Origin of the sequence: Frankia sp. Hr75.2, assembly GCF_949319125.1 — a bacterium.
Taxonomy (GTDB): Bacteria; Actinomycetota; Actinomycetes; order Frankiales; family Frankiaceae; genus Parafrankia; species Parafrankia soli.
On the sequence record NZ_CASGGV010000343.1, the window covers coordinates 20,762 to 38,802 of the forward strand.

Consider the following 18,041-nt stretch of genomic DNA (forward strand, 5'->3'; position numbering starts at 1 on the left):
TCAGCGGCGGCTCTCGGCGGCGGTCCACTTGCTGGTCGGGATCGGGTCGAGCGGCACGACCGACGTGCCGTCCCAGCGGAACCGCACGCTCGCCGCGCCCGCGCTCGGGCAGCACATCGGGTCCGCCGGGCGGTACAGGTCGTACTGCAGCGCCACCACCTCGCTGGTCGACCACACCCACCGCACGCCCGCGCTCGCGACGGCGTCCGTCCCGACGAACCGGCCGCGGTGGAAGAAGAAGGCCTGCTGCGGATGGCCGTCCACCGAGGTGGACAGCCGCCCGACGATCACGCTGAGATCGTGGGTGGGCTCGTAGCCGTCCGTGGTGATCGGTGTGTAACCACGGCCGCGGACAAGGCCCGACGCCTCCGCCAGGCTCAACGAACCGGCCACGACGGCCGAGCTGCCAGGGCCTGACGGGCTGGCCACGGCACCCGAGCTGGCCGCAGCACCCGGGCTGCGCGCGGCGCCCGGTGTGGCGGCCGGGGGTGACTGCACCGCGGTCGGCGCGGCGGACACCGCAGACGCCGCCCCGCTCAAGATGACCGCGGCGGCCAGTACGGAGATGAACACGACTCGACGCATGGCGACCGCCCCCTTGGGCCTCGTATCTGCCGACCGGCCGACCGTAGGCGCACTTCGGGCTCGCCGCCCGCTCAGGGAGTGGAATGCGCGGTTTCGGAGCAGGTCACCCGGGGGGTACGGGAGTGGGCGATCAGGTACGGGCGAGGAGCATCAGGATCATTCCACCCGACATGATCAGTCGGGATCCGCGCGGGACGACCGGTTCCGGAAAGATCCGGATCAGCCGGGCGGCCAGCTCACGGACGCGCGGGCGCGCCGGCGGCGGCGCGGCGAACCGGCGCGCCGACGGGCCGGCCAGCGCCGCCAGGCACGCCCCGCCGAAGATGACGACACACCAGGCGCCGATCGCCCCGTCGGTGCGCAGCGGCCAGCCGGCGACGCAGGCCGCCCCGGACATGCACGCCATCGCCGCCGCCTCCACGACGAGCAGCGCACAGCAGGACCACATGCCCGGCGCACTGCACCGGGGATGGGTGACGAGCCCGACGAGCAGCGCCGCCGTCAACGCCAGGTACAGCGCGAGGAACGGCCAGGAGCCGACGAGCCGGGCGGGGCCGGTGAACATGACCGCCATCCCGGCCGCGACCAGCACGTGCCCGCCCTCGATCCAGCCGTCCGCGGCGGACGCGTGCGTACGCGGCCCGTCCGCCGCCACCGGGCGGCGGAGCAGGGCGCGCATCCGCCACAAGTGGATCATTGCGACGATGATTGAGGCCACGCCGGCGGCTACGGCCAGCGGACCGGCCAGCGGAACCAGGTCCGCGGCCACCGGGTGGCGGTGGGTCACCCCCCAGCGGCGAGCTCGGCGGCCACCAGCGAGCTGATGCGACCCGCCCGAGCCTCGTCGACGATGACTTCCAGCTGTTCGATGCTCATCTGGATCCGCTGGCCGAAGTCGTCGGTGAGGACGACCCGGCGGTCGGCCGCGGCGTGGTGGTCGATGTAGAGCTCCGGGCAGCCGCAGCTGCACTTCCCACAGAACGTGATGACGCGATTCAGGGCGTCCGACCCGCTCATGGCACCTCGCACGACGACGATAAGATCATCTGAGTGTAAGCGGTCGGGCCCGCAGAGCCGACCGAATCCGCCCACCGTGGCGCCGGCGGGTGGCCGGCGGCAGGCGTGGCGGCGGGCTCAGCCGTGGCCGGCGGGCTCAGCCGTGGCGGGCGGGCTCAGCCGTGGCGGGCGGGCTCAGCCGTGGCGGGCGGCGTCCGCCCAGGCCAGGACGGCGAGCACCCGGCGGTTCTCGGTTGGCTCCGGCCGCAGCCCCAGCTTGGTGAAGATGCTCGCGATGTGGGATTCGACAGTCTTCGGGCTCAGGTGCACCCGCTGAGCGATCCCGCTGTTCGACAGGCCCTGGGCCATCAGCTCGAGGATGCGGCGCTCGCGCTCCGACAGCCCGCTCAGTCGCTGCGACTGCGGGTAGCCTGCGAGCAGCCGCGCGGCGATGTGCGAGTCGATGACCGGCTGCCCCTCGCGGAGCCGCTCGAGGGCGTCCTTCAACGCCTGCCGGTTGGTGATGTTGTCCTTGCGCATGTACCCGATGCCGGCGGCGCCACCGGCGAACAGGTCCGCGGCGAACGGGTCGTCGTCGTGCGCGGTGACCACCAGGACGCCCATCCCCGGGTGCGCCTGCCGCAGCGCGCGGGCCGTCAGCAGCCCCTCGTTGGTCCTGGTCGGGGGCATCCGCATGTCCACGATCGCGACGTCGGGCGGGGCGTCCCGCACGACGGCGAGCAGCTCCGTCCCGGTCGGCACGGAGGCGGTGACCTCCACCCCGATGGTCGCGAGCAGAACGCTGAGCGCCTCCCGGATGAGCCCACTGTCCTCGGCGATCGCAACACGCACACCGGATCTTCTCACGTCCCCCGGACGGCCCGGTCACGCACCGGGATAACCCGGGGCCGTTCCGGGGGACATCCGGTAGGAACCCCGCGTTCGCTCGGGTACACCTGACGGATGCCGGTCGGCTCCGGGCGTTCCGCGACGGCGCGGCTCGCCGCCTCGACGACGGCCACGACGCTGCTCGTGGCCGCGGCGACCGTTGCCGCCGGGTGGCCGTACTGGGAGCGCCACCGGCTGGCCGCCGTCCCGAACGTGGCGGTGGCGGTGGCGCTGGTCGTCGCCGGCATGCTGCTGCGCGGCGACCCGTCGTCACGCCGGTGTGGGGAGCTGCTGGCCCTCGGCGGCCTGTGCTGCCCGCTGACCTGGCTGATGAGCTGGGACGTCGGCCCGCTGCCGCTGATCGCCGTCCTCGGCCAGTCCGTCTACTGGGTGGCCTACGCCTGGGGGCTGCTGCTCTACCCGGGGAACACCCTGCGCGGCCGGGCCGACCGGTGGTGGGTCACATCCGCGGCGGTGATCCTGCTGGGCGGGCAGGTGCTGACGGTCGTCATCTCCCGGCCCTCCTGGAACAGCTTCACCGACGGTGTGCTGTGGCCCGCGCCGCTGCTCGTCGGCCGGGCCCGTTTCGAGGCGGCGCTGGACGTCCTGCTCGTCCTCTACGTCCTGGTGCCCGTGACGTTCGTGCTGCTGGCGGTCGCCCGGATCCGGGCGGCGCGGGGCCTGGAGCGGGTCGTCGCCGGTCCGGTGCTGCTCTCGGCGGGCTTCGTGGCGCTCGTCACCGCGGTGACCTACCCGGGCCTGATGGCCGAACCCGAGCTGGGCCGCATCGAGGACGCGGTCGCGCTGCAGGGGGCCGCGTCGATCGTCACCCCCGTCGCGCTGCTCGCCGTCGGCGCCCACCGCCGGCTGCTGCTGGCGACGACCGCCGACCGGCTCGGCCGGGAGATCGGGTCGCCGACACCGGCGTCGGTGCGGGCGGCGCTGCGGGCCCTGCTGCGCGACGCCACCCTCGAGGTCTACTACCGCCAGCCGGACACCTGCCGCCAGCCGGACACGGAGGTGCTGGTGGATCTGCACGGCCAGGTGGTGGACCTCCCCCCGGAGGACCACCGGGGGGAACGGTCGGACCGGCCGGGCCCGGAACAGCGCTGGTACGTCCCGGTGCGGTCCGCGGCCGGCGCGCCGGTCGCGGTGCTGAGCATCGATCCCGTCCTGCGCTGCCACCGGCGGCAGGTGGCGGCGGCGCTGGCCGCGGCGGCCGCGGCGCTGGAGCAGGCGCGGGCGCAGAGCGGCCTGCGCGCGCAGCTCGTCCGCCTGGGTGAGGAACGCCGGCGGGCCGCGCGCACGCAGGCCCACGAGTGGGCGCTGGTCGGGCGGGAGCTGGACGACGGCGTCCGCCGGCGCCTGGCCGAGCTCGCCGCGGCGGCGGGGGACGTCGCCCGGACGGTGTCGGAACCGGCCACCGCGCGGGCCCTGGCGGAAATCGGCGAGGGGCTGCGCGCGGCGCACGGCGAGCTCGCCGACATCGCCCGGGAGGCCCATCCCGCCGTCCTGGAGCGGGACGGCCTGCTCCCGGCGTTGGAGAGTCTCGCCGCGGGGCTGGGGCTGGGCGGCCCGAGCCTGCTGCGGGTGCCCGCCGGCCGCTTCGACACGACGGCCGAGCGGGCGATGTACGCGGCGCTCGCCGCCGCGCTGCGCGCCATCGCGGCCGCCGACGCGGTTCCACCGCCGGACACGGCCGCGGGGATGCCGGAGCCGGCCGCGGCGGGACCGGTGGTGTCAGAGCTGGCGGCGGGGCCGGGCGTGTCAGAGCTGGCGGCGGGACCAGCCGCGGCGGGGCCGACGGCGGGCAGGAGAGAGTGGGGGGCCGCCCGGGTCGAGGTGCGCGCCGAGGGCGCGATGCTCGTCGGCGAGGTCACCTGCGCGGTGCCGGTGGCCGGCGGGGTGCGCGCCGCCGCCGACCACGCCCGGGCGCTGGGCGGTTGGGTCGCCGTACGCGGTGCCGCCGGCGGCGCCACCACGACCCGGGTGACGGTCCCGTGCGGGTAGCGATCGCCGACGACAGCCCGCACTTCCGCGAGGGCCTGCGGGCGCTGCTGACCAGCCTCGGCGTGGACGTCGTCGCCGTGGTGGAACGCGGCGCCGACCTGGTCTCGGTGGTGATGGCCACACCCGCCACCGCCCCGGTGGACGTCGCCCTGGTCGACATGCGGATGCCGCCCACCGGCACCGACGAGGGGCTGCGCACCGCGCGGCGGATCAAGGCGTTCCGCCCGGACGTGGCGGTGCTGGTGTTCTCCGCCGACGACGAGGCCCCCTACGCCACCGAGCTGCTCGGCGGGGCGCTGCCGGGAACCGGCTACGCACTCAAGTCCAACATCACCCAGCGCGACGTCCTGCGCTCGACGCTGAGCCGGCTGGTGCGGGGCGAGATCGTCGTCGACGGCGACGTCGCCCGCCGGCTGGTGACCCGGCCGGAACGCGCGCCGGACCTGCTCCGGCTGGACGAGCGGGAGCGCGCGGCATTGGTACTCGCGCTGCGCGGGCAGCCGGTCGAGGTGGGTGTGCTGGCGGGTCTGCGGGCGAAGCTGGGGCTGCCGGCCGTCCCCGGCGTCAGCTGCCAGCTGCTCGCCTGGCTGCTCGCGCCGGCCGACGGCCCTGGCCCTGGCCCGACGGATCGCGCCGGCCCGCGTCTGGACGCCCCGCCCCGTGACCCCCCACAGCGTGACGGAGCCGGATGAGCCACCTCAGCACCGCGGACGTCCCCGGGGCAGGGTTGAACCTGGTCGCGTTGACCCAGGGCAGGCCCACCCGGCGGGTGGCCACCGAGCGCGGCCGGGCGAACTCCCGCAGGCCGGCGGCGCCGTGGACCCGACCGAACCCGCTGTCGCCGCTCCCGCCGAACGGCAGCGCCGGGATCGCCGCGAACGACAGCACCGCGTTGACCGAGACCATCCCGGCGTCGAGACGCGCGGCGATCTCCTCGCCGTGGGCCCGGGAGAACACGGTCGCGCCGAGGCCGTAGGCGGTGCCGTTCGCCAGGGCGACGGCCTCGTCGACGTCGGCGACGGTGCGCACGGTCATCATCGGCCCGAAGGTCTCCTCGCGCACGGCCGCGCTGTCCTCGGGGACGTCCACGAGCACGATCGGGTCGATGTACGGCACGCGCACCGACTCCGGGCCGCCGAGCAGCGCCGTCCCGCCGCGGGCGAGCGCGTCGTCGAGGTGGCGGCGGACGACCTCGCTCTGGCGGGGCAGTGTCATCGGGCCGTAGTCGGCGCCGGCGTCCGACCCGGGCCGGATGTCGGCGAGGACGCGGCGCAGCTGGGCGAGGAATGCGTCCCGGACACCGGCGACGACGTAGACGCGCTCCACCCCGGCGCAGGTCTGGCCGGCGTTCGACGTCGCCCCCCAGGCCACCGCGCGTGCCGCGGTGGCCAGGTCGGCGTCCTCCGCGACGATCGCCGCGTCCTTGCCGCCGCACTCGACGAGGACGGGGGTCAGCGTCTCGGCGCAGGTGGCCATGACCCGCCGCGCCGTCGCCGCCGAGCCGGTGAAGGCGATCTTGTCGACGCCGGCCGTGCACAGCGCCGCCCCGGTCTCGGCGAGCCCGGTCACCGCGGTGAACACGCCGGGGGGCAGGTCCGGGTTCGCGGCGGCGAACGCCTCGGCCAGGTACACGCCGACGGTGGGCGTGAGCTCGCTGGGCTTGAACACGACGGTGTTGCCCGCGGCCAGCGCGTAGGCGATGGACCCCATCGGCGTCAGGACCGGGTAGTTCCACGGGCCGATCACGCCGACCACGCCGTAGGGCAGGTGGTCGATGCGGGCCTTGTGGTTGGCCAGCACGAGCCCGGTGCGGACCCGGCGGGCGCGCAGGACCCGGTGCGCGTTGCGCGCCGCCCAGCGCAGCTGCTCGCAGGCCAGGAGGAGCTCGAGCCGGCCGTCGATCTCCGGTTTCCCGTTCTCCAGGTGTATGAGCTCGATCAGGTCGCGGTCGTGGGCGGCGAGCCAGGCGTCCCAGCGCAGCAGGGCGGCGCGGCGGCCCGCGAAGCCCGCGGCCCGCCACTGTCCCGCGGCGGCCCGGGCCGACCGCACGCTCGCCGCCACGTCGTCGGCGGACATCGCCAGGTAGGTCCCGATGACCTCGTCCGTCGCCGGATTGCGTGTCTCGAACTTCGCCATCGCGACCACCGTCCCGTCCCGTCTCCTCGCCCGCCTGACGCCCGCCTGACGCGGCCGGCTGTCAGCTACTTGCCCTGGAAGACCGGTGCGCGCTTCTCGGTCCGGGCGCGGCGGCCCTCCTGCGCGTCCTCGCTGGTCCAGCATGCCTGGTAGGCGGCCATCACCTCACCGGGACGCACCGTCTCGGGGTCGGCGGCCGCGTTGAACGCGCGCTTGGAGTAGGCGAGGGTCAGCGGCGCGAGGCCGGCGATCTCCCGGGCCCAGGCGAGGGCGGTGTCGAGCCCGCCGACGCGCTGGACCAGTCCCAGCTCGAAGGCCCGGCGCGCCGGGACGCTCTCGCAGCCCAGCACGATGGCGCGGGCCGCGCCGCCGCCGGCCAGCTCGGCCAGCCGGCGCAGCGTCCACGGGTCCACCGACAGGCCGAGCCGCGCCGTCGGCACCGCGAACGAGGCATCCTCGACGGCGACACGCAGGTCCGCGGCGAGCGCGAGCTGCAGCCCTGCGCCGATGGCCGGGCCGTTGATGGCGGCGATCACCGGGACGGGCGCGCCGGTGAGCGCGTGCCGCGCCCCGTAGAGCGCGTCGGTGAAGGCCTCGCCGTAGACCTGGTCGAGATCCGCGCCGGCGCAGAAGCTCGTCCCGGAGCCGGTGAGGACCACGGCACGGACACCGGCGTCCAGCGCCCGGCCGATGCCGGCGCGCAGGCCGAGGCAGTGCTCGGTGTCCAGCGCGTTGCGGCGCTCGGGCCGGTCGATCCGCACCACGGCGATCTGGGGGTCGCCGGGGCGCTCGCCAGTGCGCGCGGTGCTCTGCTCTGTGCTCTGATCGGCGTTCGGCTGGTCGGGCTGGGGGCTCTCACCGGCCGCGGGCCGGGGGTCGGACACGCCGCGAAGCTCAACGTCTATCACGGCGTCAACCCTCCCAGATCTCACCCCGCTGCTCCCGAAGTAGCGCGGAGCCACCCACCAGCACATGATCCACCAGGGTCCGCGGGGCCGGGTCGGGCAGGGCCAGGCACTCCCGGCGCAGCGTGGCCGCGGCTTCCTCCGCCTCCGCCCGCACACCCTCGAACCAGGCCGGGTCGTGCGTGTGGCCGAGCAGCAGCGCGACCCGGTCGATCGGGTCGCGCGCCCGCCACGCCGCGACCTCGGCGGCCTCCTGGTACCTGCTGGCGTCGTCGGACGTCGTGTGCGGCGCCATCCGGTAGGTGTTCGCCTCGATCAGGACGGGGCCCTGACCCGAGCGGGCGTGCTCCAGGGCCCAGGTGGTCACCGCATGCACCGCCAGCACGTCGTTGCCGTCCACCCGCACGCCCGGAAAGCCGAAGCCCGCCGCGCGGCGTGCCAGCGGCACGGGTGACTGGCGCGCGCTGGGTGTGGAGATCGCCCACTGGTTGTTCTGGCAGAAGAACACCACCGGCGCGCCGAAGCTCGCGGCCCAGACGAACGCCTCGTTCGCGTCGCCCTGGCTCATCGCGCCGTCACCGAGGTAGACCATCACCACCTGGCCGGCTGCGCCGTCGAGGCGGACGCCCAGGCCGTAGCCCACCGCGTGCAGGGTCTGCGACGCCAGCACGAGCACGTAGTTGGCCACGTTGTACGCCTCGGGATCCCAGCCGCCGTGCGTGACGCCCCGCAGCAGGCGCAGCACCTCGACCGGGGGGATGCCGCGGTGCCAGACCACGGCATGCTCGCGATAGCTGGGGAAGAGGAAGTCCCCCGGCTCGGCGGCGGCCGCCGAGCCCACCTGGGCGGCCTCCTGGCCCCGCAGCGGAATCCACAGGACCAGCTCGCCCTGGCGTTGCAGCGCCGTGGCCTCCTCGTCGAGGCGGCGCGCCCGCACCATCTCCCGGTAGAACGACTCCGTCTGCCGGGAGTCAGCACGCACAGTGAAACGCGGGTCGTCGACGAGAGTGCCGTTCGGCGCAAGCAGCCGAACACCCGTGTCGAACGGAGCGCCGTTCTCACTGCGTTCCGCCATCAACGTCATCCGTATTATTCCTGTCTGGTCGACGACACAGTTTGCGATGCCTGCGAGGAGGGGACACCCGAGGGGTAGTCATCACCCGACCCAGGGGGGCCGTCCGTCGTGTTTCAAATTGTTTGGATAGTGCTGGCAGGTCTCGTCATCGGTCTTCTCGCACGACTTATCATGCGCGGGCGGCAGGATATCCCAATCTGGCTCACCGTGGTCGTCGGTATAGTCGGCGCCCTGGTCGGAAACGTGATCGCCAGCGCAATCGGCGTGCGTAACACGTCGGGCATCGACTGGATTCGGCACATTCTTCAGGTCGGCGTCGCCGTTGCCCTGGTCGCGCTCGTCGCGCCGTTGTGGGCGAACCGCCACCAGCGCCATCCGGTCGGCCGCTAGCCCACCGGCGGGTCGGTGGGCCCGCTCCTCTTCCAGGGAGCGGGCCCGGCGGAGGTGGGGCCCGACCAAGCAGCCGTGCCCGCTAGACGTAGGCCTCGTCGACGTAGCACCAGCGCCAGTCCTCGCCCGGTTCGTACGAGCGGACGATGGGGTGCTCGTGGGTGTGCGCATGGGCACGGGCGTGCCGCGACGGAGAGGAGTCGCAGCACCCCACATTGCCACATGTGAGACACAGCCTGAGGTGCACCCATTGCGAACCGACCCGCAGACACTCTCCGCAGCCGTCCGGCGGGGTGGGCTCGACAGGTCGTACCAACGACAGATGCGGATCTTCGCCAGCGGCCATGAACCCATTCTCCATTGACCGAACACGGGCTGCCAAGCAGGCCACCATCCCGCCCCGAAATCTCAGTACGTCCTAAATTCTGGTGTGCGAAGAACCCGTGACCGTGGACACTGCCAACCGCGGCCACCGCCACCGGGCCGGAAAATGAATGGCCGCGGTTCTCAGAAGGCGGCGTGCCGCTCCACCGCGCTGAGCCAGGCCTGCGGGTGACTGGCCTGCGGGTTGTGATCGGCACCGGCGATCACCGCGAGCCGGGCACCCTCGATGGCGCCGGCCAGATCCCGCGCGGCACCGCGCAGCAGGACGTCCCGCTCGCCGACGATGACCGTCGTGGGGCAGCGGATCTCGCCCAGCCGGTCGATCATCGAGGGGTAGGCGTTGAGCTCGTGGCCGAAGGCTGCGAGGGCGGCGGGGTCGGCGTGGTCCCCATGCCCCAGCAGCGCGGTCGCGGCGGCGATGCCCTCCATGAGCGCGCCCATGCCCAGCCGGGACAGCAGATGATCACCCGCTGCCGGCGCCGCGGCGGTGTCCATCAGGATCAGCGACCGGACGGCCTCGGGGTGGGCCAGCGCGTACCGGAGCGCGATCACCCCGCCCATCGAATGCCCCAGCAGGTGCAGCGGCGCCAGCTCCAGCGTCGCGACGACGGTCTCGAGATCGCGGACGAGGTGGTCGAAGGTGTACTCCGGGCGGGCCGCCCGCCCGCTGGTTCCGTGGCCGCGGTGGTCGTAGGCCACGACCCGGCTCGACACGGCGCCGGCGAGCTCGCGGGACACCCCGGCCCAGTCCCTGGTGCTCCCACCGATGCCGTGCAGGAGCAGCAGCGGGGTGGATGAATGCGCCTGGCCCGTCCAGGTCTCGACGTGCAGCGCGAGGCCGCCGACGTCGACCCGGTGGCCGAGGTCCTTCTCCAGGACGGCGAAGACCAGGTCGTCGCGCAGCGGCACGCCGAACCGGGTGTCCCCGTAGGGGAAGGGCTCGTGGCGGTCCGTACGCCGGTAGCCGCGCCGCTCGTACCAGGCGATCAGCTCGGCGCGCAGCGAGATGACGTACAGCTCCATCCGGGCCGCCGCCCACTCGTCGCGGGCGAGTGCCTCCGCGGCGGTGAGCAGACGGTCCCCGATCCCCCGCCCCTGGATGTCCGGCTGGACGGCGAACATGCCGAAGTAGGCGCCGTCCGGGCGCCGCTGGAGCTGGCAGCAGCCGACCGGCTCCCCGGCCGGGCCGAGCGCGAGGAGCATCCGGATGTCGGGCTCGGCGAGCGCGGCGGCAAGCATCTCCGGGTCGGTGCGCTGGCCGCCCAGCAGGTCGGCCTCGGTGGTCCAGCCAACCCGGCTGTGCTCGCCCCGGTACGCGGACTCGATCAGCTCGACAAGCGCGGCGACGTCGCCCGGCCCGGCGGCGCGCAGGGTCAGCTCCGCGCGATCCCCGACGGGGTGATCCGCATCAGTGGCCATCAGGCGGCCGCGCCGAGCAGCTCGGCGGCGAGGCGGGGCAGGACGGCGCCCAGTGGCGAGTCGACGGTGAACTCCGCCCGCGCGTCGCCGCGGGTCGGGCCCTGGTTCACGATCCCGACCGGGATGCCGAGCTCTCCCGCCCGCAGTACGAACCGGTAGCCCGACATGACGGCCAGCGACGAACCGAGCACGAGCAGCCCGCGGGCGTTCTCGACCAGCGCGACCGCGGACGCCAGCCGCGCCGGCGGCACCGTGGCGCCGAAGAAGACCACGTCGGGCTCCAGGTCGCCCCCGCAGCCGGCGCACCCCACTACGACGAAACCGTCGATCGCCTCGTCGGGGAGGGTGACGTCGCCGTCCGGGTTGACCTCGGCGCCGAGCGGCGACGCGGCGGCCACCCCGGCGGCGAAGCCCAGGTTCACCGCGCGCAGGCGGCGGTCGAGCTCGGCCCGCGCACTGAGCGCCCCGCAGGCCCGGCAGCGGACCCGGGCGAGCTCGCCGTGCAGGTCGATGACCCGGAGCGACCCGGCGGCCCGGTGCAGCCCGTCGACATTCTGGGTGATGACGCCGTCGAGCAGGCCCGCGGCCTCCAGTTCCGCCAGAGCGCGGTGCCCGGTGTTGGGGCGCGCCCCGGCGACGTGGCGCCAGCCGAGGTGGCTGCGCGCCCAGTACCGGCGCCGGGCCGCCTGGTCCCGGTTGAACTGCTGGTAGGTCATCGGCGTGTGCCGGCGCAGCGAGCCGTTCGGCCCCCGATAGTCAGGGATTCCCGAGTCGGTCGACATCCCCGCTCCGGTGAGCACCACGACGCCACCGCCGGCGACAAGATCACGCAACCGGGCGAAGACCATGCCTCGAGGGTATGGCCCGCCGCCCGGACGAGGCGGCCGGGTGCCGGCGAGGCGCCCCGCGGCGCCCGGTGGTGCCGCCCACACCACAGACGTACCGTTAGTTCATGAACACGCGCTGCAAGGACCCTGCTGAGGTATCTGGTCCGAGCGCCCCGCCCTGCCACCCTGCCGGCGAGCTGACCGATCTGGCCGCCGGCCACCCGGCCGCCGCGACGACGGGCTCCTGCGTGACCTGTTCCGACGGCGTGATCGAGATGGAGATCGTCCGCCTGGAGGAGGGCGGGCTGGCCCTGGCGCGGGCGTCGGCGGGCGTCGAGGAGATCAGCATCGCGCTTGTGCAGGCGCAGGCCGGCGACACCGTCCTGGTGCACGCCGGGGAGGCGATCGCCGTCGTGTGAATGACCGGTGAACGACCGGAAGGGGTGGGAGAACCGTGTCCACAGTCGAGGATCCGATCCATATTCTCTGGATCAACGCCGGACTCAGCTGCGACGGGGACTCGGTCGCGCTCACCGCAGCCACCCAGCCCAGCATCGAGGACATCGTTCTGGGCACCCTGCCGGGTCTGCCGAAGGTGAGCGTCCACTGGCCGCTCATCGATTTCGAGTCCGGGCCGGAGCAGGGCGCCGACACCTTCATCGACTGGTTCCGCAGGGCCGACCACGGCGAGCTCGATCCGTTCGTCCTGGTCGTCGAGGGGTCCATTCCGAACGAGGACCTGATCACGAACGGCGGCTACTGGAGCGGTTTCGGGAACGACCCGGTGACCCGCCAGCCGGTGACGACCAGCACCTGGCTCGACCGGCTCGCACCGAAGGCACTGGCGATCCTCGCCGCGGGAACGTGCGCCACCTACGGCGGCATCCACGCGATGGCCGGGAATCCGACCGGGGCGATGGGGGTGCCCGACTATCTCGGCTGGGACTGGAAGTCGAAGGCGCAGATCCCCATCGTGTGCGTTCCGGGCTGCCCCGTCCAGCCGGACAACCTGTCGGAGACGATCACCTACCTGCTCTACCAGGCGAGCGGGCAGGCGCCGATGATCCCCCTCGACGACCAGCTCCGCCCGCGCTGGCTGTTCGGCGCCACCGTGCACCAGGGCTGCGACCGGGCCGGGTACTACGAGGAAGGTCAGTTCACCACGGAGTACGGCACCCCGCAGTGCCTGGTGAAGATCGGCTGCTGGGGCCCGGTGGTGAAGTGCAACGTCCCCAAGCGCGGCTGGATCAACGGGGTGGGCGGCTGCCCGAACGTCGGCGGGATCTGCATCGCATGCACGATGCCGGGCTTCCCGGACCGTTTCATGCCGTTCATGGACGAGCCGCCCGGCGCCCACGTCTCGACCACCGCGAGCGGCCTGTACGGCGCGGTCATCCGCAGACTGCGCGCCATCACGATGCGTAAGGCGGACGTCGAACCGCACTGGCGGCGGCGGGACGTCCACGCAGGCCAGGACGACGATCGCGCGCGGGAGAAGGTGCTGACATGACGACCACCTCGGCGCACACGGCAACCGATGCCCGGGACGCCCACCTGCTGGAGATGTCGTGGGACCCGATCACCCGCATCGTCGGGAGCCTCGGCATCTACACAAAGATCGACTGGCCGGCGCGCAGGGTGGTCGAGTGCCACAGCACGTCGTCCATCTTCCGCGGCTACAGCATCTTCATGAAGGACAAGGACCCCCGCGACGCCCATTTCATCACCAGCCGGATCTGCGGCATCTGCGGTGACAATCACGCCACCTGCTCGGTGTACGCGCAGAACATGGCGTACGGCGTGAAGCCGCCGCCGCTCGCCGAATGGATCATCAATCTGGGCGAGGCCGCCGAGTACATGTTCGATCACTGCATCTACCAGGAGAACCTGGTGGGGGTCGACTACTGCGAGAAGATGGTCGGCGAGACCAATCCTGAGGTACTCGAGCTGGCCTGGGCCACCGAGTCGCCGCACGCCGACGAGCACGGGTACCGGACCATCGGCGACATCATGCACGCCCTCAACCCGATCGAGGGCGAGTTCTACCGCGAGGCGCTGGGGATGAGCCGGCTCACCCGCGAGATGTTCTGCCTGATGGAGGGGCGGCACGTCCATCCATCCACGCTCTACCCGGGTGGCGTGGGCACGGTGGCCTCCGTCCAGCTGTTCACGGACTACCTCACCCGGCTGATGCGCTACATCGAGTTCCTCAAGCGCGTCGTCCCGATGCACGACGATCTCTTCGACTTCTTCTACAAGGCGCTGCCCGGCTACGAGGAGGTCGGCCGGCGGCGGATCCTGCTCGGCTGCTGGGGGGCGTTCAACGAGCCGGAGCGGTGCGACTTCACCTACCGGAACATGGCCGACTGGGGCCGGAGCATGTTCGTCACCCCGGGGGTGGTCGTCGACGGCAACCTGGTCACGAACAACCTCGTCGACATCAACCTCGGCATCCGCGTCCTGCTGGGCAGTTCGTACTACGACGACTGGGACGACCAGCCGCTGTTCGTCACCCACGACCCGCTGGGGAACCCGGTCGACCGGCGGCACCCGTGGAACCAGACCACCATCCCCCACCCGAGCCGGCGCGACTTCGACGACAAGTACTCGTGGGTGATGTCGCCGCGCTGGTTCGACGGCATCGACCACCTGCCTCTCGACACCGGCGGCGGCCCGATCGCCCGGCTGTGGAGCACGGCGCTGTCCGGGCTGGTCGACATCGGCCACGTCCGCGCGACCGGGCACAGCGTGCGGATCACGCTGCCGAGGTCGGCGACGGTCGGCGAGCGGACCTACGAGTGGACGATCCCCCGCTGGAGCAACACCCTGGAGCGCAACCGCGCCCGCACCTACTTCCAGGCGTACGCGGCGGCCTGCGCGCTGTACTTCGCCGAGCAGGCGCTGGCCGAGGTCCGGGCGGGCCACTCGAAGACGTGGGAGTCCTTCGACGTCCCCGACGAGGCCATGAGCTGCGGGTTCACCGAGGCCGTCCGCGGGGTGCTGTCGCACCACATGATCATCCGGGACGGCCGGATCGCGAACTACCACCCGTACCCGCCGACGCCGTGGAACGCCAGCGTGCGCGACGTGTTCGGCACGCCCGGCCCGTACGAGGACGCGGTGCAGAACACCCCGATCTTCGAGCAGAACCCGCCGGAGTCGTTCAAGGGGATAGACATCATGCGCACTGTCCGCAGCTTCGACCCGTGCCTGCCCTGCGGGGTGCACATGCACACCGGCGCCGGGCGCACGCTGGACGTCGTCCACACCCCGCACGCCTTCACCCCCGCCGGGTGATCACGATGGCAGTGGGGACGGCGGTCGCGAGCACGGACCCGCGGGGCGCGGCCGGCCCACGGGCCCCGGCCGAGCGCGACTCGGCCGGCCCGCGGAACTCGGTCGACCCGCGCGCGGCGGCGGCCCGGGTGGACGACCTGCTCACCCGGCTGGAGCAGCTGGGCGACAGCCGGACCAGGGTGCTGGCCGAGGAGATCGTCCGAGCACTGATGGAGTTCTACGGGGCGGGCCTGGCCCAGCTCACGGTGATCGCGGGCGCGGAGAACGTGCGGGCCTTCGCGGCGGAGCCCCACCTCGGGGCGCTGCTGGCCATGCACGGCCTGCACCCGGTGAGCACCCGGCGCCGGGTCGAGGAGGCCTTCGCGCGGCTCGGGGAGCTCCCCGGGGCACACACCCTCCGCTTCGAGATCACCGGCACGGAGGAAGATCCGGTCGTCACCGTCCGCTCGTCGGGCCGGCCGCCCGGCCCGACGGTGGTCGCCGCGGTCGAGGACGCCGTCGAGACGGCCGCCCCCGAGGTGACCGTGCTGGTCGAGGGGGCCGGGGCCGCCGCGCCGGGCGACCTCGCCGCGGGGCGGGCCCTGCTCCCCGTGGTCGGGGTGGGCACCTCGTGACCGCGACGCTGCGCCGCTACCTCGCGCCCGGCACCGGCCCCGGCGCCGCGCGCTGCGAGCTCTGCGGCGAGCGGATCGCCGAGGAGCACGGGCACATCACCGACCTGGACACCCGCTCCATCCTCTGTTCGTGTCCCGGCTGCCGGCTGCTGTTCACCCGGGCCGGCGCCGGCGGCGGCCGCTACCGGGCGGTGCCGACGAGGTACCTGTTCGCGGCGGCCTTCCCCGCCGGGGCCGAGCTGCTCGCGGCGGCGGGCATCCCCGTCGGGCTGGCCTTCTTCGTGATCCACGACGGGGCGGTGGGCGCATTCTACCCGAGCCCGGGAGGCGCGACGCACTGCGAGCTGCCGGCCAGCACGACGGCCAGCGGCTTCGATGCCGACCTGGCCGCGGCGGTGGGCTGGCAGCTCACCCCCGAGGTCGAGGGTCTGCTCGTGCACACCACCCGGGACGGCCAGAGCGGCTACCTGCTGCCGATCGACGCCTGCTACCGGCTGGTCGGCGAGCTCCGGCTGCACTGGCGTGGCTTCGACGGCGGCTCGCAGGCCCGGCAGCGGCTCGCCGCCTTCCTCGCCGACGCCCGCCGCAGGGCGGGTTCGCCTGACAGCGGAGCGGGTTCGCCTGACGGCAGGGTGGGGGCCCGCGATGGCTGACCTGAGCTTCGACTGCCTCGACGTCTCGCCGCAGCGTTACGCGGCGGCCCCGACGCTGCTTTTCCGGCTGCGCATCGCCGAACGCGGCGGCGAGCGGCTGCACGCGCTGGCGCTGCGCTGCCAGATCCGCATCGACCCGGGCGCCCGGCGCTACGACCCCGCCGAGTCCCGCGCGCTCACCCACCTGTTCGGGACGGGCCCGGGCCCGCCGCACCCGATCCAGTTCGCCACGGTCTCCACGGTGGTGCCGGGCTTCGCCGGCTCCACCGAGACCGAGCTCGCCGTGCCCTGCGGCTACGACCTCGAGGTCGCGTCCGGGCGGTACTTCGGCTCGCTGCGCGACGGGGTGATCCCGCTGCGGCTGATGTTCAGCGGGACGGTGTTCGGGATCGGCCCGAACGGCCTGCGGGTCGAGCAGGTGCCCTGGCATCTGGAGGCCGGCTACCGGCTGCCGGTCGCGACCTGGCGGGAGCTGATCGACATGTACTTCCCCGGCGAGGCGTGGCTGCGGCTGGACCGGCGCACCGTCGACGCGCTCGCGCGGTACCGCCTGGAGCGCGCCATCCCGACCGCGGACGCCGCGATCACCTCCCTGCTGTCCGGAGCGACACCATGAGCACTCATGACGGCGACGGCGCCCCCGCCCGGGCCGACCCGGTCGGCTTCCTCGACGACGCGGCGCGGGCGGTCTCCGACACCGTCCTTTACGAGGGATACCTCCTCTACCCGTACCGGGAGGACGCGCTGAAGAACCGCCACCACTGGCAGTTCGGCGTGCTGATGCCGCCGGCGTTCGCCGCGGCGGGCACCGGCGAGCACTCCGCCGCCCGCACCGAGTTCCTCCTGGACGGCGGCCCGGGCACGACGCTCCGGATCGGTGCCCGGTGGCTGTGGGAGGGCGGCGGCGCCCGCGGCGACGCGGCGGGGGCGCTCTCGGTGCGGGTCGGCGAGCTGGCGGGCGAGCCCGTCCGGCGGGGCCTGGTGCTCGGCGGGCCGGAACCGGGACGCGGCGAACTGCTGCTCGGCGCGCAGGCGCTGCCCGGCCCCTACGGCGGGTACCGGATCCACGCCACCGTCCGCAACGTCTCCGTCCCGCCCGGCCAGCCGCCCGCCGACCGGGACGCGGCGCTGGGCCGGGCGTTCGTCGCCGTCCAGGTGGTGGCCCGGGCGTACGGCGGTTGTTTCCTCTCACTGGCCGACCCGCCGGAGTGGGCGGCGGACGCCGCGCGGGCCTGCGTCAACGAGCGGCTGTGGCCGGCGCTCCTCGGCCGCCCGGGCCGCCCGGGCCGCTCGGACACGGTGCTTGCCGCGCCGATCACCCTGCCCGACCATCCCGAGATCGCGGCGGAGAGCCCGGCCGCGTTCTGCGACGCCACCGAGATCGACGAGATGCTGGCCCTGCGGACGTCCACGCTCACCGACGCGGAGAAGCTGGCGGCGCGCACGGGCGATCCGCGGGCCGCCGAGCTGCTCGCGTCCGTCGCGGAGCTCGCCCCGGCGATGGCCGAGAAGCTGCACGGCCGCGGCCGGGTCATCCCACCGCCGGCTCCGGGCCCGGCATCAGACGCGACACCGGGCGCGGAGCCGGCGGTGGGCAGCGCGGTGCGGCTGCGACCCCGGCCCGGACGGATGCTGACCGGCCCGCTGACCGGTCTGGCGAGCGGGGCCGCGACCGGCAGCGACGCGCAGGACATGTTCATCGACGGCCGCGCCGCCACCGTCGCCGCCGTCCTGCACGACGTGGACGGCCGGACCCATGTGGCGGTGACCCTGGACGACGACCCCGGCGCGGACCTGCGCCGGGAATTCGGTCGCTTCCTGTACTTCACCCCTGACGAGCTGGAGCGGCAATGAGTTGGACA

Annotated in this window: 19 protein-coding genes and 1 pseudogene; 10 read left to right on the forward strand and 10 right to left on the reverse strand. The window is 73.7% G+C overall.

Annotated elements, in window-relative coordinates; genetic code table 11:
- The 4 genes from AC559T_RS33400 to AC559T_RS33415 all read right to left on the reverse strand — a co-directional run bounded on the left by AC559T_RS33400 (window position 1) and on the right by AC559T_RS33415 (window position 2,433).
- A complete protein-coding gene (locus AC559T_RS33400; protein ID WP_498871235.1) occupies window positions 1–585 on the reverse strand; it encodes an LppP/LprE family lipoprotein in 585 nt (194 codons plus the stop codon).
- A 130-nt stretch (window positions 586–715) separates the two neighbouring features.
- Entirely contained in the window at window positions 716–1,354 is a 639-nt protein-coding gene (locus AC559T_RS33405) for a DUF5134 domain-containing protein (protein ID WP_498871236.1), read from the reverse strand.
- A gap of 14 nt (window positions 1,355–1,368) precedes the next feature.
- The gene (locus AC559T_RS33410; RefSeq protein ID WP_041254064.1) at window positions 1,369–1,602 is read right to left on the reverse strand and encodes a hypothetical protein; all 234 of its coding nucleotides are present in this window, start codon (window positions 1,600–1,602) and stop codon (window positions 1,369–1,371) included.
- A 174-nt stretch (window positions 1,603–1,776) separates the two neighbouring features.
- Window positions 1,777–2,433, reverse strand: coding sequence for a response regulator transcription factor (locus AC559T_RS33415; protein ID WP_020460099.1), 657 nt, complete (start codon window positions 2,431–2,433; stop codon window positions 1,777–1,779).
- A gap of 111 nt (window positions 2,434–2,544) precedes the next feature.
- On the opposite strand from AC559T_RS33415, the gene AC559T_RS33420 reads away from it, so the two are divergent.
- Window positions 2,545–4,479 carry a hypothetical protein gene (locus tag AC559T_RS33420; protein WP_498871237.1) on the forward strand — a complete coding sequence of 645 codons (1,935 nt, stop codon included), beginning with the start codon at window positions 2,545–2,547 and terminating at the stop codon, window positions 4,477–4,479.
- Window positions 4,470–4,706: pseudogene (locus tag AC559T_RS33425) on the forward strand (response regulator transcription factor); the annotation flags it as partial. The gene AC559T_RS33420 and the pseudogene AC559T_RS33425, both read left to right, overlap by 10 nt.
- Before the next feature lie 337 nt (window positions 4,707–5,043).
- Here AC559T_RS33425 and AC559T_RS33430 read toward each other — a convergent pair.
- The 3 genes from AC559T_RS33430 to AC559T_RS33440 form a co-directional block, all read right to left on the reverse strand.
- Window positions 5,044–6,615, reverse strand: coding sequence for an aldehyde dehydrogenase family protein (locus AC559T_RS33430; protein ID WP_498871238.1), 1,572 nt, complete (start codon window positions 6,613–6,615; stop codon window positions 5,044–5,046).
- A gap of 65 nt (window positions 6,616–6,680) precedes the next feature.
- Window positions 6,681–7,523 carry an enoyl-CoA hydratase gene (locus AC559T_RS33435; protein ID WP_498871239.1) on the reverse strand — a complete coding sequence of 281 codons (843 nt, stop codon included), beginning with the start codon at window positions 7,521–7,523 and terminating at the stop codon, window positions 6,681–6,683.
- 4 nt (window positions 7,524–7,527) lie between these two features.
- Window positions 7,528–8,595 (reverse strand): thiamine pyrophosphate-dependent enzyme, encoded by a 1,068-nt coding sequence (locus AC559T_RS33440; protein ID WP_498871240.1) that lies wholly within the window; start codon window positions 8,593–8,595, stop codon window positions 7,528–7,530.
- A gap of 108 nt (window positions 8,596–8,703) precedes the next feature.
- Here AC559T_RS33440 and AC559T_RS33445 point away from each other — a divergent pair, with 108 nt between their 5' ends.
- On the forward strand, window positions 8,704–8,985 hold the full coding sequence (locus AC559T_RS33445; RefSeq protein ID WP_083391076.1) for a GlsB/YeaQ/YmgE family stress response membrane protein: 282 nt from the start codon (window positions 8,704–8,706) through the stop codon (window positions 8,983–8,985).
- A gap of 82 nt (window positions 8,986–9,067) precedes the next feature.
- Here the strand turns inward: AC559T_RS33445 and AC559T_RS33450 are convergent, their stop codons facing one another.
- The 3 genes from AC559T_RS33450 to AC559T_RS33460 all read right to left on the reverse strand — a co-directional run bounded on the left by AC559T_RS33450 (window position 9,068) and on the right by AC559T_RS33460 (window position 11,636).
- The gene (locus tag AC559T_RS33450; protein WP_083391079.1) at window positions 9,068–9,331 is read right to left on the reverse strand and encodes a UBP-type zinc finger domain-containing protein; all 264 of its coding nucleotides are present in this window, start codon (window positions 9,329–9,331) and stop codon (window positions 9,068–9,070) included.
- A gap of 161 nt (window positions 9,332–9,492) precedes the next feature.
- Entirely contained in the window at window positions 9,493–10,788 is a 1,296-nt protein-coding gene (locus tag AC559T_RS33455; RefSeq protein ID WP_112108313.1) for an alpha/beta fold hydrolase, read from the reverse strand.
- Complete coding sequence (locus AC559T_RS33460; RefSeq protein WP_498871241.1) at window positions 10,788–11,636, reverse strand: Sir2 family NAD-dependent protein deacetylase; 849 nt, start codon at window positions 11,634–11,636, stop codon at window positions 10,788–10,790. The genes AC559T_RS33455 and AC559T_RS33460 overlap by 1 nt, the downstream gene beginning before the upstream one ends.
- 104 nt (window positions 11,637–11,740) lie before the next feature.
- Between AC559T_RS33460 and AC559T_RS33465 the strand changes: the two genes are divergently transcribed.
- Genes AC559T_RS33465 through AC559T_RS33495 form a run of 7 tightly spaced genes read left to right on the forward strand, consistent with a single transcriptional unit; the run spans window position 11,741 to window position 18,033 of the window.
- On the forward strand, window positions 11,741–12,034 hold the full coding sequence (locus tag AC559T_RS33465) for a HypC/HybG/HupF family hydrogenase formation chaperone (protein ID WP_071064436.1): 294 nt from the start codon (window positions 11,741–11,743) through the stop codon (window positions 12,032–12,034).
- Between the two features lie 35 nt (window positions 12,035–12,069).
- Complete coding sequence (locus AC559T_RS33470) at window positions 12,070–13,125, forward strand: NADH-quinone oxidoreductase subunit B family protein (protein ID WP_112108311.1); 1,056 nt, start codon at window positions 12,070–12,072, stop codon at window positions 13,123–13,125.
- Window positions 13,122–14,912: a nickel-dependent hydrogenase large subunit gene (locus tag AC559T_RS33475; RefSeq protein ID WP_498871242.1), complete on the forward strand. Its 1,791-nt coding sequence runs from the start codon at window positions 13,122–13,124 to the stop codon at window positions 14,910–14,912. Before AC559T_RS33470 ends, AC559T_RS33475 begins: the two co-directional genes overlap by 4 nt.
- Window positions 14,913–14,917: 5 nt before the next feature.
- Entirely contained in the window at window positions 14,918–15,526 is a 609-nt protein-coding gene (locus AC559T_RS33480; protein ID WP_498871243.1) for a NifU-related iron-sulfur-binding protein, read from the forward strand.
- Complete coding sequence (locus AC559T_RS33485; protein WP_071064442.1) at window positions 15,523–16,179, forward strand: DUF5947 family protein; 657 nt, start codon at window positions 15,523–15,525, stop codon at window positions 16,177–16,179. The genes AC559T_RS33480 and AC559T_RS33485 overlap by 4 nt, the downstream gene beginning before the upstream one ends.
- A complete protein-coding gene (locus tag AC559T_RS33490) occupies window positions 16,172–16,795 on the forward strand; it encodes a DUF6084 family protein (RefSeq protein WP_368952331.1) in 624 nt (207 codons plus the stop codon). Before AC559T_RS33485 ends, AC559T_RS33490 begins: the two co-directional genes overlap by 8 nt.
- Window positions 16,792–18,033 (forward strand): hypothetical protein, encoded by a 1,242-nt coding sequence (locus tag AC559T_RS33495; protein WP_498871244.1) that lies wholly within the window; start codon window positions 16,792–16,794, stop codon window positions 18,031–18,033. Before AC559T_RS33490 ends, AC559T_RS33495 begins: the two co-directional genes overlap by 4 nt.
- Window positions 18,034–18,041 lie beyond the last annotated feature (8 nt).

Bases quoted from the DNA above. Each gene is read 5' to 3' on its own strand.
- AC559T_RS33400 (WP_498871235.1), bottom strand. From the start codon at position 585: ATGCGTCGAGTCGTGTTCATCTCCGTACTGGCCGCCGCGGTCATCTTG.
- AC559T_RS33410 (WP_041254064.1), bottom strand. From the start codon at position 1,602: ATGAGCGGGTCGGACGCCCTGAATCGCGTCATCACGTTCTGTGGGAAG.
- AC559T_RS33420 (WP_498871237.1), top strand. From the start codon at position 2,545: ATGCCGGTCGGCTCCGGGCGTTCCGCGACGGCGCGGCTCGCCGCCTCG.
- AC559T_RS33430 (WP_498871238.1), bottom strand. From the start codon at position 6,615: ATGGCGAAGTTCGAGACACGCAATCCGGCGACGGACGAGGTCATCGGG.
- AC559T_RS33440 (WP_498871240.1), bottom strand. From the start codon at position 8,595: ATGGCGGAACGCAGTGAGAACGGCGCTCCGTTCGACACGGGTGTTCGG.
- AC559T_RS33450 (WP_083391079.1), bottom strand. From the start codon at position 9,331: ATGGCCGCTGGCGAAGATCCGCATCTGTCGTTGGTACGACCTGTCGAG.
- AC559T_RS33455 (WP_112108313.1), bottom strand. From the start codon at position 10,788: ATGGCCACTGATGCGGATCACCCCGTCGGGGATCGCGCGGAGCTGACC.
- AC559T_RS33460 (WP_498871241.1), bottom strand. From the start codon at position 11,636: ATGGTCTTCGCCCGGTTGCGTGATCTTGTCGCCGGCGGTGGCGTCGTG.
- AC559T_RS33465 (WP_071064436.1), top strand. From the start codon at position 11,741: ATGAACACGCGCTGCAAGGACCCTGCTGAGGTATCTGGTCCGAGCGCC.
- AC559T_RS33475 (WP_498871242.1), top strand. From the start codon at position 13,122: ATGACGACCACCTCGGCGCACACGGCAACCGATGCCCGGGACGCCCAC.
- AC559T_RS33480 (WP_498871243.1), top strand. From the start codon at position 14,918: ATGGCAGTGGGGACGGCGGTCGCGAGCACGGACCCGCGGGGCGCGGCC.
- AC559T_RS33490 (WP_368952331.1), top strand. From the start codon at position 16,172: ATGGCTGACCTGAGCTTCGACTGCCTCGACGTCTCGCCGCAGCGTTAC.
- AC559T_RS33495 (WP_498871244.1), top strand. From the start codon at position 16,792: ATGAGCACTCATGACGGCGACGGCGCCCCCGCCCGGGCCGACCCGGTC.